This is a genomic window from Pseudomonas sp. 1, from assembly GCF_056626735.1.
The window spans coordinates 70496-86797 of the sequence record NZ_JBWXMQ010000023.1; the positions used below are offsets into that span (position 1 = coordinate 70496).

At 48.6% G+C, this 16302-nt stretch carries 12 protein-coding genes and 4 pseudogenes; 8 read left to right on the forward strand and 8 right to left on the reverse strand.

The window, feature by feature from the left end; translation table 11 throughout:
- Window positions 1-10: 10 nt before the first annotated feature.
- Window positions 11-1060, forward strand: a complete 1050-nt coding sequence (locus tag AC1MDC_RS26255; protein WP_480394010.1) for a DNA cytosine methyltransferase — start codon at window positions 11-13, stop codon at window positions 1058-1060.
- Here AC1MDC_RS26255 and AC1MDC_RS26260 read toward each other — a convergent pair.
- From AC1MDC_RS26260 to AC1MDC_RS26275, 4 genes are all read right to left on the reverse strand, one after another.
- The gene (locus AC1MDC_RS26260; protein ID WP_480394011.1) at window positions 1017-1430 is read right to left on the reverse strand and encodes a very short patch repair endonuclease; all 414 of its coding nucleotides are present in this window, start codon (window positions 1428-1430) and stop codon (window positions 1017-1019) included. The two genes, AC1MDC_RS26255 and AC1MDC_RS26260, sit on opposite strands and share 44 nt — an antisense overlap.
- Window positions 1431-1508: 78 nt before the next feature.
- Window positions 1509-2168 carry a hypothetical protein gene (locus AC1MDC_RS26265; RefSeq protein ID WP_480394012.1) on the reverse strand — a complete coding sequence of 220 codons (660 nt, stop codon included), beginning with the start codon at window positions 2166-2168 and terminating at the stop codon, window positions 1509-1511.
- A gap of 14 nt (window positions 2169-2182) precedes the next feature.
- The gene (locus tag AC1MDC_RS26270; protein ID WP_480394013.1) at window positions 2183-3382 is read right to left on the reverse strand and encodes a hypothetical protein; all 1200 of its coding nucleotides are present in this window, start codon (window positions 3380-3382) and stop codon (window positions 2183-2185) included.
- 4 nt (window positions 3383-3386) lie between these two features.
- Complete coding sequence (locus AC1MDC_RS26275; protein WP_480394014.1) at window positions 3387-5576, reverse strand: ATP-binding protein; 2190 nt, start codon at window positions 5574-5576, stop codon at window positions 3387-3389.
- A gap of 1116 nt (window positions 5577-6692) precedes the next feature.
- Here AC1MDC_RS26275 and AC1MDC_RS26280 point away from each other — a divergent pair.
- The 5 genes from AC1MDC_RS26280 (at window position 6693) to AC1MDC_RS26300 (ending at window position 11318) form a co-directional block, all read left to right on the forward strand.
- Window positions 6693-6908: a hypothetical protein gene (locus AC1MDC_RS26280; RefSeq protein ID WP_207866954.1), complete on the forward strand. Its 216-nt coding sequence runs from the start codon at window positions 6693-6695 to the stop codon at window positions 6906-6908.
- A gap of 189 nt (window positions 6909-7097) precedes the next feature.
- On the forward strand, window positions 7098-7871 hold the full coding sequence (locus tag AC1MDC_RS26285; RefSeq protein WP_480394015.1) for a DUF6602 domain-containing protein: 774 nt from the start codon (window positions 7098-7100) through the stop codon (window positions 7869-7871).
- Window positions 7872-7916: 45 nt separating this feature from the next.
- The gene (locus tag AC1MDC_RS26290) at window positions 7917-8711 is read left to right on the forward strand and encodes a hypothetical protein (protein WP_480394016.1); all 795 of its coding nucleotides are present in this window, start codon (window positions 7917-7919) and stop codon (window positions 8709-8711) included.
- Between the two features lie 783 nt (window positions 8712-9494).
- Window positions 9495-10427 (forward strand): HNH endonuclease, encoded by a 933-nt coding sequence (locus tag AC1MDC_RS26295; RefSeq protein ID WP_480394017.1) that lies wholly within the window; start codon window positions 9495-9497, stop codon window positions 10425-10427.
- 42 nt (window positions 10428-10469) lie between these two features.
- A complete protein-coding gene (locus AC1MDC_RS26300) occupies window positions 10470-11318 on the forward strand; it encodes a DUF2971 domain-containing protein (RefSeq protein ID WP_480394018.1) in 849 nt (282 codons plus the stop codon).
- 3 nt (window positions 11319-11321) lie between these two features.
- On the opposite strand, the pseudogene AC1MDC_RS26305 reads toward AC1MDC_RS26300, so the two are convergent.
- The 4 pseudogenes from AC1MDC_RS26305 to AC1MDC_RS26320 all read right to left on the reverse strand — a co-directional run bounded on the left by AC1MDC_RS26305 (window position 11322) and on the right by AC1MDC_RS26320 (window position 14412).
- A pseudogene (locus AC1MDC_RS26305) lies at window positions 11322-12291 on the reverse strand (hypothetical protein).
- Window positions 12264-12968 (reverse strand): annotated as a pseudogene (locus tag AC1MDC_RS26310) (hypothetical protein). The pseudogenes AC1MDC_RS26305 and AC1MDC_RS26310 overlap by 28 nt, the downstream one beginning before the upstream one ends.
- Window positions 12965-13513 (reverse strand): annotated as a pseudogene (locus tag AC1MDC_RS26315) (baseplate complex protein). The pseudogenes AC1MDC_RS26310 and AC1MDC_RS26315 overlap by 4 nt, the downstream one beginning before the upstream one ends.
- Window positions 13510-14412, reverse strand: a pseudogene (locus AC1MDC_RS26320) (hypothetical protein). The pseudogenes AC1MDC_RS26315 and AC1MDC_RS26320 overlap by 4 nt, the downstream one beginning before the upstream one ends.
- Window positions 14413-15156: 744 nt before the next feature.
- On the opposite strand from AC1MDC_RS26320, the gene AC1MDC_RS26325 reads away from it, so the two are divergent.
- Together AC1MDC_RS26325 and AC1MDC_RS26330 are read left to right on the forward strand one after the other, a co-directional pair.
- Complete coding sequence (locus AC1MDC_RS26325; RefSeq protein WP_480394019.1) at window positions 15157-15363, forward strand: hypothetical protein; 207 nt, start codon at window positions 15157-15159, stop codon at window positions 15361-15363.
- A 376-nt stretch (window positions 15364-15739) separates the two neighbouring features.
- The gene (locus tag AC1MDC_RS26330) at window positions 15740-15931 is read left to right on the forward strand and encodes an ogr/Delta-like zinc finger family protein (RefSeq protein ID WP_480394020.1); all 192 of its coding nucleotides are present in this window, start codon (window positions 15740-15742) and stop codon (window positions 15929-15931) included.
- Window positions 15932-16302 lie beyond the last annotated feature (371 nt).

The following is a 16302-nucleotide window of genomic DNA, read 5'->3' on the forward strand; positions in this document are numbered from 1 at the left end:
GACACACCGAATGATTGATGCAGTTGACCTCTTCTGTGGCGCCGGCGGCCTGACGGCTGGAATGCGACAAGCCGGCATCACTATACATGCTGGCTACGATATTGAGGACCAATGCAGGTACGCCTACGAAGTCAACAATGAGGCCGCGTTTGTTTCCCAAGACGTGAAGAGCCTCACCAAAGAACAGCTCGAAGCTTGGTACCCGCGAGTTGAGGGACGCTATCGTTTGCTCGCAGGCTGCGCTCCATGTCAGCCCTTCTCTACCTATAACCAAGGACGAGACACCAGTGCCGATAGCAAGTGGCCTCTTTTGTACCACTTTGCCCGTTTGATTAAAGAGGTGCAGCCTGAGCTGGTAACGATGGAAAATGTGCCCGACGTCACCAAACACTCAGTCTACGACGACTTCGTGAAAAATCTTGAGAGTCAGGGTTACAACGTATGGGCCAATCGCGTGGCTTGTGTCGAATACGGACTCCCTCAGCAACGGCGGCGGCACGTGCTATTGGCATCCAAGCTCGGACCGATTGAGATCATTCAACCCACCCATCGCAATGCACCTATCTCTGTTATGGAAATGATCGGTGACTTACCACGAATCGCGGCGGGCGAATGTGACCCTGATGACCCAATGCATCGCGCAGCCACACTCACTCCGATCAATCTGCAGAGGATCCTAAACTCTCGCGAGGGCGGTACTTGGCGGGATTGGCCGCCGCATCTGGTTGCAGAATGTCATCGTAAGGCAAGCGGTAGGACCTACCCCAGCGTCTATGGGCGAATGAAAAGAAATGAGCCGAGCCCTACTATGACCACACTTTGCTATGGCTTCGGAAATGGCCGCTTTGGACACTACGAGCAAGCGCGCGCACTGTCGTTGCGCGAGGCAGCAATTCTTCAATCTTTTCCACGAAATTATGAATTTATGCCCGCAGGGCAGATCACCTTTAAAGCGGTGGGTCGGATGATTGGCAATGCTGTTCCGGTACGCTTAGGGGAAGTGATCGGTGAGAGCCTTATGCGTCATGTTGAGACATACGCACAGAGAAATCACGCCTAAGTCGCTCTTCAAGCTCACTTGGCTTGCGAGTTTCGCACTCCCAAACCACCAGTACCCGCCAGCCCAACTCTCGCAGTTGGGCTTCCTTTTTGGAGTCGCGCTGAACATTAGCTTCAAATTTTGAGAGCCAAAACTCAGAACGGCTTTTTGGTGTAGTGCTGTAGCGGCAGTTGGTATGCCGATGCCAAAAGCAGCCGTGCACAAAAATTACAGTTCTATATCTGGGAAGCAGTATATCTGGGCTTCCGGGTAAGTTCTTGCAATGCAGTCTAAAGCGAAGCCCCAACGAGTGTAGCAAGCGCCGAACCATAATTTCAGGTCCGGTATTCTCACGTCCTACTGCACGCATTATGTCGCTACGGTTTGTCATAAGTCCGCCTCGAAAACCTAACAGCGCGCCTCATTTTTGACTTATAGCCCACTCTCCGCGACGAGGCTAACAGCCGTGTCATTTGACCTGCTGAGCGGCTTGAAATGCCGCCTTCCCCTGTGCAATAAGATGCTTCAACAACCAGCAGTCATCCCGTGCCGCTCGCTGATATAGTTCTAACTGACGCCAACTACACAAAGAACTCAGCGCATAGATTATTAACTCATATGAATTTTCAGCATGCATATAAAACGTTGGAAATTTATCAGAATACCATGCTGGAATTCCAGGAATTCGCTCCCCTGTCGACAAGTTAACAATTGGCTGTATATGAAAAAAACTATGTTCATCCCCTGCATCTTCTGGATGTTCATAGCGATAGCCAAATCCATTAAATTTTTCTACATCCTTCCCGCTCAATGCAATAGTTTCAGCGTTTACGCTACCATCATCTTTCCCCACAAACCTAACAAGCCTAATCCAATCATGCCTGTCATCAACATGAACTAGCAACATCGCACTGAACGCTGTGGGTTTACGAAAAAAACTTAGCAATTTAGCTTTTAGACTAGCCTTCTGATCACTAGAGTAATTAATTGCACAGTAGCTTTTTGATCTAGGCGACTCAGCAATTTGCGAGTACTTCACGAGCGCTGGACGCCCCTGAATTACATCTTTATTTCTAAAATGCAAATTTACCAAAAACTCCGCCAAAGAGGTTAACTGCCTCTCTTCCATGAAATCATCTCCAACTACATAAGCAGATAAGATTGAGGCTCATAATTCTCGACCTGGCCTGCCCTACCCTCTTCTATTCTCACCCATCTTTTTTTATCAAACGCGATAACATCGCTCGGAAAACTGGTCGCTTCCGACTCAGGAATAAAGCTTGAAATATTTTCACAGAACTGAATAAGAGGAAGATGTGAAAACTCAAACTCTTCAGGCATATTAGATTCGCGCTTAGCTTTTTCTGCCCAAAAAGCAGGCCTAGAAAAAAGAAAACTTGGCTCGAATACATATGACAGCAATGCTTTAGGCACACACTCCTGTGTCAACGTGCATAAAGAGTTCCATTCACCAGTATCGCTCGAGTCATTAAGAACCCATGGTAATTGAGTAGCCAAATGAGGGGCATCACCAATTACTTCCTGTGCAGGTAACACGACCTTTTCTAGCCAATGCATTAAAATTGCTGCTGAGACCCTGGCTATTTGCTTATCCGGCATTGAGGCCAAAATGCTAATATCCTTCTCAAGGATATTAAACACTCGCAGACCAGCGTTATTCATAACTAAGTCACGAAAAGTTAAGTCATAACCATTCGCAGCACCTACAAAAGCGGCAAGCTCATAATTAATAAATGAATCAGATTCAGCATCACTAACATCAAACCCAAGAGATTCCATCATGGGACGATCCAAGTTATTAGCAACATACTCGCAAGCTTTTTCAAACCTTGCAGACTCATGGCATAAATCAGGCCAATGCCAAGGTCTAAAACCGTCAAAGTAATTGGAGGACCATAAACCCTTTGAAGTTATCTGGAGACTACCGATATCTGTATCGGCGTATGACGCAATACCTCGACGCATCGTTAAGTCAAAGGTGTTAGTACCAAACTGATTTACAACTACAATTGGACCTACATTGCACATCAATCGCATAGTGTAGGCAACCTCGGCCCCTGTGGCCCATGCAGCCGCTTGATCTGGCTCTAACCCTAACAAATCATAATCAATTATTACAAGATCATAACTATCTAGGCTATTGACCTGGCAATAATTATTAGACCGAGATTCAAAGCGAGCCCGATGCAATTCGCCAATTAGACGGGAAACCTGACCCACATCAAAAACTGTAATATCGACACCGTCACCTAAAAAATCCAATAGATTTTTTTTCCAGGTGTTCGCACGCGGCGTTTCATCATCCAGTATTACGATTCGCATCAAATCACCATTCTAATGTAAACGAGGTTTTAAACTTATCTACCGGCTCAACAAAATAGACCTTACAAGAAAGTGAATCTGCAACCATCTTAACAATAGTAAGTCCGATACCCATCCCACCCAACCCTAATGACTTTCTTTCTTCGGGGATTTCCAAACGACGGATGAATGGTTTAAATAGATCTGAACTATCGTGCAGCCTTACACCAACACCAGTATCCATGACATAAATTTTACTCTTACCGTTTACAGACTCGCCCCAACACCTAATCTCCCTTACTTTAGAGTCAAGCATTGCATTTACAGCATTTATCAATACGTTTTGAAAAATGGCATTCCAAGCTGCAAACGTGGCTGAAGGCAGTCGCATAGCATCAGGTATATCGTTTATAATTTTTACCTGACGCAACAAAACTTCCGAATTGCTTACTACCCGCGACATTAGTTTTTTAGCATTAAAGATATTTCTTTTTTCCCTATCAGCTTCATGCATCAAAGGAGAAAATAGCTTTCTCGCATTAGCAGTTCGATACGCCCAAGAGTCTAAGGACTTTATTAACTCTGGCTCATCCAACACCTCCCCCCCAACTCTCAATCTCGCCCTGATATCCTCTAGGAGCGTTAACTCTTTATGCATTTCATGTTCCATTGCTAGTGCTGCCATCCCAGTAGTAGCGAGGGCCGCAAGTAAAATCCTCTCCTCCTCGAACGCATTTTGCCGCTGGACTTCAAGCGCTTCAAGCTCTTCAAATTTATCTGAAACCTCTACCAGCTTGCTGGCCAAATCTGCCGGGGCATGCAATGAAATTTGAAATAGGTCCTTTCGAATTTCGGAGACTTTTTCGTCAGTTGCAGGCATATCTAACCGCTCTGACGCAATCTGACGTTGCCTCCGCTCATAAGAACGCATTGCGTAAAAATCTATCGCCCAACGAACAGTATGCTGCAACTCGTCAAAAGCCTTGTTATCAATCAACCGATCGCGTGTAACCTGGACGTTCAAATAACGCCCACGCTCAATATCAGGTAAAGGCGCAAGTTGACGTTCATGGGAAGTCGATATTTTTACGACTCCAAATATCCGGCCATTGGTAGGAAGATCATTAAGGCCACTTTGAACTTGTAGGTTTGGAGGTAGAAGTTGTGATTTATTAATTCGATGAGAATGATCCATTTCCAGGCCTAACCAATCTTGCTCATCCCCTCCATAAAACGGCAACCTGAAACTATTATCATAAATATGAACACCACCAAACTTCTTGAAATACTCCCTAGCATCAGAAACCTGGACACCACCAGATTGCTTTCCAGAAAGCTTAAATACATATATTTTAAAATAAACCTTATCCAGCGCTCGTGTTGTCGGCTTAAATTTAGCCCTGTATATATCACCATTTCTAAATTTTACCGATATAGAATTCTCCCCCCCCTGTCTTCCGTTCTCCAAACGCCCTCGAATAACAGCTATCCAGTTTTGAAGGGCTTTATTCATTTGCTCGGAAAACTTCTCCATTGAGCTTTCAGTAACACCCTCAAGTTCAACATTAAACAAATCAGGAATTTCATCAGGATTATCCGACTCCAGCAATTCTGGAGGAGGCTTAAGAAACCACAACTCTTTTGCAAGATCTTGTAGATCTTTCTCTTCCCATTCTTGCTTCAGAAGCTTGATTTTTACCGACGTGCCATGTCTGTATTTCCCATCAATTAAAGACAAGCTCTTACTTTCGACAATATCGGCTCCAGCTTCAACTAGATCTCCGGCTGCGCGAGCCCCTGACCAGTCCACAGAAGCATAAAACTGCTTTTTATGCTCCTTGCTTCTAGATACCAGTTCCAATTCATCGCCAAGAAACTGAACAGATAAACGTCCGACTCCTTTAGAGCCGGTAACCTGCCTATCTCTGGACGTAAATATTTTTTCTTGCTTGTGAGTTGTACCTACACGCAACCAGTACTTTACAAACTCGCTAGGTGACATACCATCACCATTATCTATTACTGTAATGCTATCCGAGTCGAATCTAATAATTACCTCAGTTGCATCTGCGTCATAACTATTTTTTACAAGCTCTGCCAGGGCAATGTGCGGCTTACCTACCAGTCTCTCACCGAGTTCGCGCAACAAAGCTGCATCAACGGTAAACTTTTCGAAATATGACCCTGGAACTTTATTTTTCGCCACCTGAGGCATCTATCTCATCCTTGGGCTAACGACCCCTAAGCACTTACTTATTGAAATTTCAGTTATCAGTCTCTGAAGCTTTTTTAAACAACCACCACACAGATCGAAAATACCGATAACAAGGTAGCTTTAGCAATTGTTAAAAATCTAGGATTTTGATTTTCTTTTCATCCCAAGTGAAGATCACGCTTCCTCATCGCAATGAATACTAGCTGTATAGAGCACAAAAGTCTCCAGTTCGTGATGCAACCCAAATTCCCCCTGATTGCTCATTTGTCTTTACTCAGTGAGGTGGGATCAGAAGAAATGGGGACTGATTTATTTACCAGCCTCAAGACCTGCCAGCCTGCTCTTCCGATGCTCCCAAGCCCCACCTCCCCATTCCTGATAAACTCCCCCACCTCCCAGCCACACCGATTCCGTACCCCCAATGCCCCCAATCACCGCCACACCCGCCCCACTCTCCCGCCGTTTCTCTGTCGCGCCGATGATGGATCGAACTGACCCTTCTTTTCCGTCCCGCAAATAAAGGCCCAAACGCCTCGCCACCAACCCGCGTACCAGTTGCGTACCAGCTCCGTTCTTCTCTCTCCTTTCCCATCCCCTCTGTCGACTGCGTTAGCAAATTTTAAGCAGCGGTTCTCGGCTCCAATCCTGGCACTGTCTATCGTCGGCTCCGGCGAGTTTTGTGAGAGTTAAACCGCATGCGTGGAAGGCGGGCCGATCTCCGCGTTGTATGCCTCGCCCTGCTTTTAGGTTGACCCCTGGGAAAAAGGTAATTTTGGTAATTTCCTTTTTTTTCTAAGAAAAACTCAATTAATTCAGTAGGTTATACGTTTCATTCAAAGGTAATAATAGGGTAAGAAAAAGGTTAGAAAATTACCTTTAGTCGTAGTAATTTCACCAACCAGTAAAACCCTTTAAAATCAGTCACTTGAAAAAATATTACCTCCCGCCTTACCAAATATTACCTCCAAAGGTAATACGTCAAAGCCACGATCTATAAGGGCTGCAGCTCATTTCTCGCATCGGCTTACCAAAATTACCTTTTCCCTAGCCTCGAACTGAAATCAGCCCCCTAAGGCGCCCTGCTATGCTTTCTTCTTTCCGAATGGAGTCGAATGCATGGCCAGTGAATATTCCCTTTCCGTCGTACTCGAAAAAATGTACGAAAATCAGCTAGGCCTTGAAGCTGCGATGATGGAGTTGGTGCTATTAGTCGAGCAGCAGGGATACGAGACTGTTGGGGAGAACGCCCGGGCGGCCCTGGAGCGAATTGGGGAAAATGCCGGCTTTATTAATCAGGGCTTGGCACGGTTGAGAAACTTGGAAAAGGACTAGCTTGTGATCAGCCCTCTCAATAGCCACTAACGGCTAACGCTGTCGAGAAGCGGAGATTACTGGCAAGTAAAGTGAAGCGAAATCATTCGTTTCACGATGCCATCAATTAGGTTGTATACAAGGTAAAACAGCATTCGTAAGAGTGCTGAACATCGGGACACTGGCATTGTTTTCTGAGGATGAATAATAATGAGAACTACTAAACATTTTGACTACGTTGTTAACCGAATCGCATCAGCCAAAAAAAATGCAGACAGTTTAGCATCTGGAATCGGGCATCACGGGATAGCAGGAGAAATACGCGAGATTGCAGCGAAGGAGTGTATAGAACCTTTCCTAACACAAAGCTATCAATGTGGAACGGGGAAAGTCATTGATTCGCTTCAAAACCTCAGTGATCAGCTTGACTTAATTGTCTATCATAGAAAAGTTGCTCCTCCAATTTTGGTAGGTAGGGATCTCGGACTATATCCGGTTGAATGTGTTCGTTATGTTTTTGAGGTGAAATCGACACTTAATGCGCGCGAAATAAAAGATGCAAACAAAAAATTTAGGTCTGTAAGCAAACTTCTTTCATTTCCTACCAAGGGGCAGGATGGTTCAATCAAGAGTGGCCCCCTCCCGACAACCGTTCTTCTGGCATTCAGCACTGACATCACCAGCTCGGAGATAGAACGCTATAAAAAACATACCGATGATGAACATCCACCCTGTACAGTTCTTTGCGTTTTAGGTAAGGGTTACTGGTTTTATGACGCAGCGGCGAATAGTTGGTATGGCCTAGAATCAAACGATGATTATCCTCCTTTCTTTGAATTTAGCATGTTCATTACAGGGCTGATGAATACCCTATCTTCTGAGGAAACATCCATTAGGCCATTCTACCCCGGCTCTTATATAAACGTGGATGACATCATCTTATCAGCATTAAACAAACCCACCTTAACAAAATACGAAGCGTGACCGAACTATCGCTGCACTGAAAAATAAATCTACAAGGATATATAGATGCTTCCTCGAATAACTATTAGATTAGCTCAACTGCCGCTTCAGCTGACTATTTGCACTGCATTTAGCGTACTGACGGGGGCAGTAATATATTTCAATGAGTGGTCCAAGGTGGATTTGTCGACACTGGATCGTTCAACGTTCATTACGGCACTAAGTGCGATCGCAACTTTAATCGCACTATTCTGCTCACTTTCGATTGCATGGATACTGTTCATTTCGCAACAAGCTAAAGGGGAGCGCCTATCCACCTACGATCTTTTTAAATCAAGACTGCTGGAAGTACGACAATGGCTCGTAAATCTTCCTGAATCACCTAGCCGCAACACCTGCTTAGCTCTTGCCTATGAACTTGATATGTTAGAGCTCTCAGATCTCCCACTGGTTGAGCGCGGAAAAGAATACTTAGATTTTTGTGAAGAAATAGAGGAAGGACTGAATTCAAGCAACATCGAAAGGAGAAATTTTTTCATGAACGCAGTCACTCACTTCGCCTACATTGATAGCCTACTAAATCGTATTGGCATTATTTCAATAAGACAGGTTTTGATGCGACTGTTCATCGAAACTCTTGCCAAGGGAGTAGTTCTCGTTGGGTTTTCTGTACTGATCTTAATTGCTTCATTGTTATGGTACAACCCACTCTTGAAAATAGTATTTGTTATCGCCTCAACTTTTATAGCGGTAGGAGCATCTCTTTTACTGTTTGAAGTATGGGTAGATCTTCGCAGGCATTACGATGATGAACTCGACTTCGTTGGGTCATCCACAGAAGAAGATCAAGCTCACTTATAATTATGTTAATTGATATTTTCTTAAGCGAATTTAATACCTCTCGACTGGGTCTGGAAAAGTCTGGAACGCCTCTCGCAATGCGCTAAGCCTGATTGACCGATTGGAGCCGATTGTAGCCATATGAATCCGACCTTTCTCACTGGCCACCTATGAAATGCGCTACACGCTATGAAAGGCAACTGGGCCGGGCTTTTGAGTCAATTTTATACCTTTCATGAAAGACGCCAAAACTCCTCTGGTGAGAACTATCGAGAAAACAAAAACACCCTAGATCGCACCTTTTCACACGACGCCCCTTACAAACATGGGGCTTTAGAGATCAGCTAACGACTCGACTTTAGCTGGTTGCTGCGCAACACCGCTTCAATTCTTTGCAAATCCTTTCACTGCATGAAATTGCGACGTGCGCCAAATCACACGCAGCGGGCTTGGGCGAGACCTTGATCTGTAATGCCACCTGCTTTGCACAAAAAAAGGATGCGAAGGCCGTCGGCGGGAGGGGGATAAGTGTTTTTTCAGGAAATTTTTTCTTATTCTGACGATTTTCAAGGTTGCTGAGGATGGCAGGGTCAGGGGCGCTTATGCCCCGTAACCAGCAGTCGTCAATAGTCGTCATCGTGAAGACGAGGCTAAGCTAGGGAGAACTTGCATCAGCCTATTACAGTGAGCCTAGAATGCGACACAACACCATAGGCAAGCATTCCAACTTGGCCATTTCGCACTACCTACAAACGAAACGACCTCCGACAGAATGCCAACGATACATTTTTTGGGGCACATGGCGTGACTAGACCCACAATTCCAATGGAAATTCAGCGAGCAGTATTAATTGAAGCCGGCCATCAGTGCGCGATCCCTGCTTGTCGACATCCTAGAGTCGAGATCCATCACATCATTCCGTGGGCAAAATGCAAAAAACACGAGTACCACAATTTAATTGCCCTTTGCCCTAACTGTCATACGCGGGTCCATGATGGTGACATTGATCGAAAATCACTGATCAAATACAAGGCTGCTTTGGTTTCAGCCATTCGTGATTTAGGAGAGTCCGCATTCGATCATCCTATTGTTGAAATCAAGAGACGCATTTACTCGATAGACACTACCAATCCGGATATATACTTTGATTTCGAGTTTCCCGACTTCTGCAATACGGAGGTAATTATCGCGTCTAAAAACATCGAGGCATGGGGAGCTGAACTTCTTAAATGGCATACGTCTACTGCCGAGACCAACAAGAAGGACGCAATTGCACATGGTTACAACCTTCTCGGCACATACTTGATGGGAAGGTACGATGTTAACCGGAGGGACGAATCGGTGTTAAGTGTGCGCTATACAATTAACGGTTACCTCGGTGGTGCGCACGGATACAAGGAAACAAGGGCACAAAACTTTCTATTGTCTCCGTTCTGCCCTTTGACCTTGGATTATTTATTAATTGATGAAGATTGCCTACAAAGACTCTCTGAACTTATTAGGCAAAAATTCTCTGAAAACCCGCCAGGACATGTAGATGAATGGCTTATGTCAGGTACCACCCCAGAAGCAATTTCCACAACGCCATTTGTGGTGGAGTTTTATGGAATTACTTTTATCTTCGCCGAATACCAAGTTGCTAGTTATGCACAGGGAAGCCCGGAACTATTTTTGTCATTCTATGAATTGAACGGTATTGCCAAGCCAGAAGTATTGAAAGCCTTAGAATACAACTGACATTGTACCGAAACAAAACCTTCCACAAAAAAGTAGAAAACAATGATAGCCTACAAATATAGAAACGATAGTGCACGCAGCATTAACATATTAGAATCCCGGAAAATTTACTTCCCCCATGCGAAACAGCTTAACGATCCTTTAGATGCTCAAATCAACATCGACCAAGAATATCGTGCGGTTGTCGAAAAATACCCTCCTCACCATAGTCAGGAGTATCTAAGAAAAGCATTTTGCATCTACATGCTTAACCAGCACAGTTTTGTTGATAAATTTGGGAAAGATATAGGACTCAATGGCGCATTACAACAATTTATCTCAAAGCTTGGAATTTTTTCTCTTTCAGCAACTCCTACCGATGCTTTGCTATGGGCTCACTATGGAGGGGCACACGCAGGGTTTTGTTTGGAATTTGATACTGACTTAATAGATGCGAAGGAGATATTTATACGCTCACCGGTAACTTATGCAAAATCCCCACCTTACCAAGAACTATTTGAAAAACTGGCACAAGAATTTAGCGAATTTGCTCGTCCCTGGGAGCCTGACAACACCTTTACGCCTGAAACCGGTGATAAATTTTACACTTATCAACTATCAGAACTAATGGATGCCAATCTTCTTGTAAAGTCAGAAAAGTGGAAGTACGAAGAAGAGTTTCGACTTGTAGCCAATAAATCCGGAGAAATAAACTTCCCAGCGACGGCTCTTCGATCGGTAATATTTGGTGTAAATGCGAAACTAAAATTAATACAAACCATTGAGAGCATACTATGCCACCCCGACTACGAACATGTAAAAACAAGATATGTTAGGCATGCTGCTGGCAGCTTTGATTTTGAGATTGTTGACTATTGCACTACCCTGATGGATCTCGACCGAATCACTTGAAAACTACAAAGTTATGTCCTTCACTGCTTTAGACATTCCATTAGCTCTTATTGAATTTCCGATGAAAGCAGAAACATTTCCGGAGCTTGGACTTGGACCGGGTGAATGAGTATGCACTGCGAGTTCTTCGTTCATCTGCGCAATCAAATCGAGTGTTTGAGATAGTATTTCGAACACATTCAAATCTTCAGAACCGATCCAGGTTTTCGGCGCCTGCAATTTCTGGCTTACCCCGACAACGCTCTGCCGCAACCCCTCGATCCGCTCCTGCATATCGCCGCGCACCGTGGCGTTGTGCTTCTGCCCCACAACCAGGTTCAGATCCCGACCGGTCGCCTGGTGCAGATCATCCACCGCCGCTAGGCTCGCTGATCCTCCGGACAGAAGCTTCAGCGCGCCCAGCGCTTCGATCGTTTTCACACCACCCACAGTCTCGGTCGAGTGGTCATCGACGGCCCGCGTGTGGCTCTGGAACTGTTCGCGGTTGTCCAGGGCTTCAACCTCACGCTCGATCGCATGATCCCGGACTTTGCCGTCGGTTTGGCGTAGCCAGTTGCCGTCCGCGTCGATACGCTGCTGCGCTGTGCTGCCACACCTGGTCGCCTTTCGGCACCTTCGGCATGCTCAGACCGTGCGGCAAGATCGATTGAATGTAGGGCTTGTTGGGCAGGCCGTAGGCGAAGCACACCACAACGCGCGCTCCTTCCTCTGGAAAGGCGTAAATGCCCATTTCTTCGCCACCGGTGGGTAGTGGCAGCGGTACGCCAGTCAGCAGCGGGATGGCCGGATCAGGCTCGTCGTCTGGGCCGAGAACAACGATGTCCACCGCGTAGCGCGGACGGAAGTCGTCGCAAATTCCGGCGTCCGCCGGCGCATCGGCCACGGCGGTGACGCGGGCGAAGCGTGGTAGGTGGTAACCACCAGTGAGTTCGGGGAACTGGCGCTCTACAGCGCGGCGGTTTGCGTCTTCCATCGGATGGCCATCTGGTCACTGGCGAGTGCCAAACTGGTGACACGTTCGCCGGCGTTGATCGTTGCTCCCGGTCGCAGGCCAGGAAGGGCCGCCACCATTGCGCTCTGGTTGCCCTGGTAGCAGTCAAACAGCTCCGTGGGGATCTGCAGCGCCGCCCGGGCGCCAAAAAAACTGTCGGCCCAGCTGCCGGCAAACACTTCGCCGTTGCCCAGCTGGTGCCAGGTGAAGTCGGGAATGCTGAACACTCGGGCCAGGTTATCCATGGACTGGTATCCGGCAGCAAGGCTGTAGAAGTACGGTGCCTTCACGCCGGCGTATGGCCGATCGGGAACGCGAAAGCGCAGGCCCATCTGCTCGCTGATGGCAGCCAGCACAGCGCGCAGATCGACGTGACGCAGGTTCAGCGGCAGCGGGTTGGCCAGCACAGCCGCCAGCTCACGGCAGAACAGCACCTGCTCCACCGCATTGGCGGCGGTGCAGCGCTCGACTTAGCCGATGAAGTGGCGCAGCAGCGTGCGGTCGTTGTAGCCGATATCCAGCTTCACCAGGCCTTTCAATGGTTCTCCGGATTGGACGGTGAAGTTCGCCCGCCCTGAACTGGTGGCGTCCAGCCGAACGTCTTCCTTGACCAGGCGAACAGGCGCGCCATTGATCGACAGTACTTTGTGCAGTTTCACGTCTGCTCACTCCCGCCCAGCCACTTGTCCACCCGGCCCAGCACCTTTTCAAAGCCGCTCAGTTCCGGGTTGTCGCTCGAACCTGAGTTACTACCACCCTCACCGACCGCGCTGCCCGGGGCGCCCTGGGCGTCGACCTTGTTGCCGGCACGCCGACCCTCGACCTTTTCCGGGTTCGACTCGCGCTCGCTCAGCGTGAACTGCACTAGCCACGCTTTCAGGTTTTCAGCCTCCCGAGCGCTGACGCCTTAGGAGAACTCCACCTGACGCACGCCAAAGGCTTCGGCCGTGTCATTGACGACACGGTACAGGTGCAACTGGCCGCCGCTCGCCGTGGCTTCCGCCAGACGCATCAGATCGGTCAATTGCGTCCGATCGACAAAGGGGATCATCAGCGAAACTGCCAGCGTCTTGAGCTTGAAGCTCTTGAGCGCCTTGTCGGTGTTGCTGGTCTGCCCCGACATGTCGTCGCTTTCGATGCGCAGATTGCCGGTGACCTTGAGGTTTTTCCCCTGGACTTTTTGCCCGTCGAGCAAGAACGTCATAGGCCTACCAGCTCCTGCACGAAACTCAGCCCTTCCCTTGTGCCCACCAGCAGCACACCGGCGCATTGCACCCGCTCATGCCCCGGTGCATCACCGCTCAAGAGCTCTCGGCTCAGTTCGCTGGGATTGCCCGGGCCGATCAGGCGCGCCCGCATGCTGACGCCAAGGGATCCCCCGGCCAGCAGTTCTTTAAGCTCAGCCAGTTGCTGATAGCAGCCTTGCTGCTGGGCACTCTTGCGGGCGGCCAGGGCAGCCAGGTCGCCCAGCGGTGAACTGTCGGCGGCGTAGCCCTCCAGCACAGCCAGTTGGCCCGCCATGGATTGCTTGGCGGCCTTGACCACTGTGCAGCGTTCCAGCGGCAACGCCTGTCAGCGCGGCAGCGGGCCGGCACCGGGGATCTCCCACTTAGAGTTTTCCAGTTTCGTCAGGTGCTGGGCGCAGCGCTCAGTGCGCACCAAGTCAGGGATCGGCATCAAGGCATTGAACCGCGACAGGCCGCTGGCCAACTGTTCCAGGCGGGTGCCCAGAAAGAGAACTGACAGCGCGTATTGCGGCCCGGCCGGACCTCCGGCGTCGGTCACGTCCTCCAGTTTCTTGGCCAGGTGCTCCAGGACGTTCGGCGCCGACAGGAAGCGCTGATAACCCGTGCCCTGACCGATGCTGCTCTGGAATGGCGTCACCACCAAATACGCCGGCACCTGGCCCAACTGCTCGACCAATGCAGCCCGGCCCGCTGCGATCGCGCCTCTGGCGGCATCACCGACTGGCGCCGGGTTGGTGATGGCCAACCCGTTCAGGCCGGCCAGGCGCTGCGCAGTGCTGGCCAGCTCGCCGCCGGCCAGATCCTTGGCCGCCGATAGCTGGCCCATCCATTGCGTAGCCTGTTCCGGCCAGCGCATCGTCACCGGTGCTCAGGTCATGGCTGACCTTCTGTAGTTGGGCGATTGTGTGCGGTCTGAAGGCCAGCACCTGGTCGGCGTCGTAACATGGGTAGGTGTCGCCCATCCCCAGCAGCGCCTGACCATTCAAGTTCACCTGGTCATCGATCGCGCTGCTGTAGTGGTACACCTCGCCCAAGGCGCTGGAGTTGAATCCGTCGGTGGCGTACGCCGCGCAGTCGGTCGCGATCACCTGCAGTTCTTTGTCCCGCAGTGCGGCCGACATGGCATTGATGTCGTCAATCCATGGTTTGTAATTAATTTAGTGTTTTTATTGCCGTTGTCGATTTTATTGACGGTGAGAGCGCAGAGTCTTACTCTTTAGCTGTTGCTGCCAATTCAGCAACCGGGTTTGGCGACTCGAGCAAATCAAGGCGCGACAGCGCCCAAATGCAGACAGCAGGCGCTTTTTTTGCGTCCGCTGGTTCTTGTTATGGCAGCTGTGCGCGGGAGACCTTCGGGTCTGCCGGTTTCCTTGATTACCGGTTCGCCAACCCGCACACCGCTGCCACCTTGATTGTTTGGCGACAATTGTTGGCAGCTCCGCTAAATCAAGGAGCTTCATATGACTATCCTCATACCGTCTAGGATCCGCGTCACGGCCCATCGCCACATGGCGCTCGCCGCTTTACACGCCTACTACTCTATTTCAGCTTACCTCAATCGCTGCAACCATCACATTGTGGAAGCTCAAGGAGGTGCTTTATGAGGACGCCCTACAGTCTCACAGAAGATGATTTCCATAAATTGCAGCGAGCAAAAGATTCGATACAGTTGTTGACGATCTTGCTTGAAGAAGTACAGCGTCCGAATTCAATGACACCGCAAATGTTAGCCGCATTCCTAGCACTGCTGGATGAGGACATGAGCAAGGTATTGCAGTCAGTAAGTAGCAATTTTTCGCCGCACTGACCAACTACAAACGCCACTTTTGAAAAACAATCAAGCGCCATTTAGTCATGTAGTCTGGAATGGCGTTAACACGAAGCCAATTGATTGCCCGTGTTGACTTCGAAGCCGGGGTCATGGCCTTGAATATTCAAGGCCATGACCCTGCGGCAAATCAATCTTGAGCTATATTCATACAACCTACTAAAAATAACCAGACGCATTCATCAAGAGTTTAAATCACTGAAAAACCATGAAGGTTACAAACACTTTATCTTCAGAAAAAATCAAACAAACTCTCCTGCGCCCTCCCAAATCCCTCTACCCCAAAAAAAATCAATAAACTCGATTGAGATTTAGTTATAGAATTAAGGTATTTACAACTACTAGAGAGTAATATATGCGTGTCAAATGCAGCTGCGGAAGCAAGGGTGCTATTAGAAACAGCAAGAAAGAGTCGCCTGAGGTATCTGCCTTGTATTGCCAATGCTTAGATGTCAATTGTGGCATGACGTGGGTATCCCACTTAACATATTCGCACACCTTAAAAAAACCCCTAAAATCTTTCAAAGAATCCGACAAGCCGACTTAACGAATGAATACTGCACTCAGCCAGATGGTCTCGTGAGCTGGAACAGTCGGCAACGCATCTCCGCGCAGCCTCAGGAGCCGCTATTAACGGGTGCTCAACAGAACGTATTACTGCTCAATGCTGGCACTTGGCTTTACTGCGCAACTTCTTGCGCACTCGTCCGACAAAAACGACCACCAATGACGCTACAGGCCTTGATTGGCGTGGCTCGCAGCCAAGTGCGCAACTTCTTGCGCAGTACTGCGCAAGAAGTTGCGCACTTTCGACCTCGATTGCGCAGAAGACTTCGTCCCAACCGCAGTCCAGAGCCGCTCCACCCCCGGCTCCCGGGACCTTCAACAAACCTGGCACGCTCCTTGATAACAGTCGGG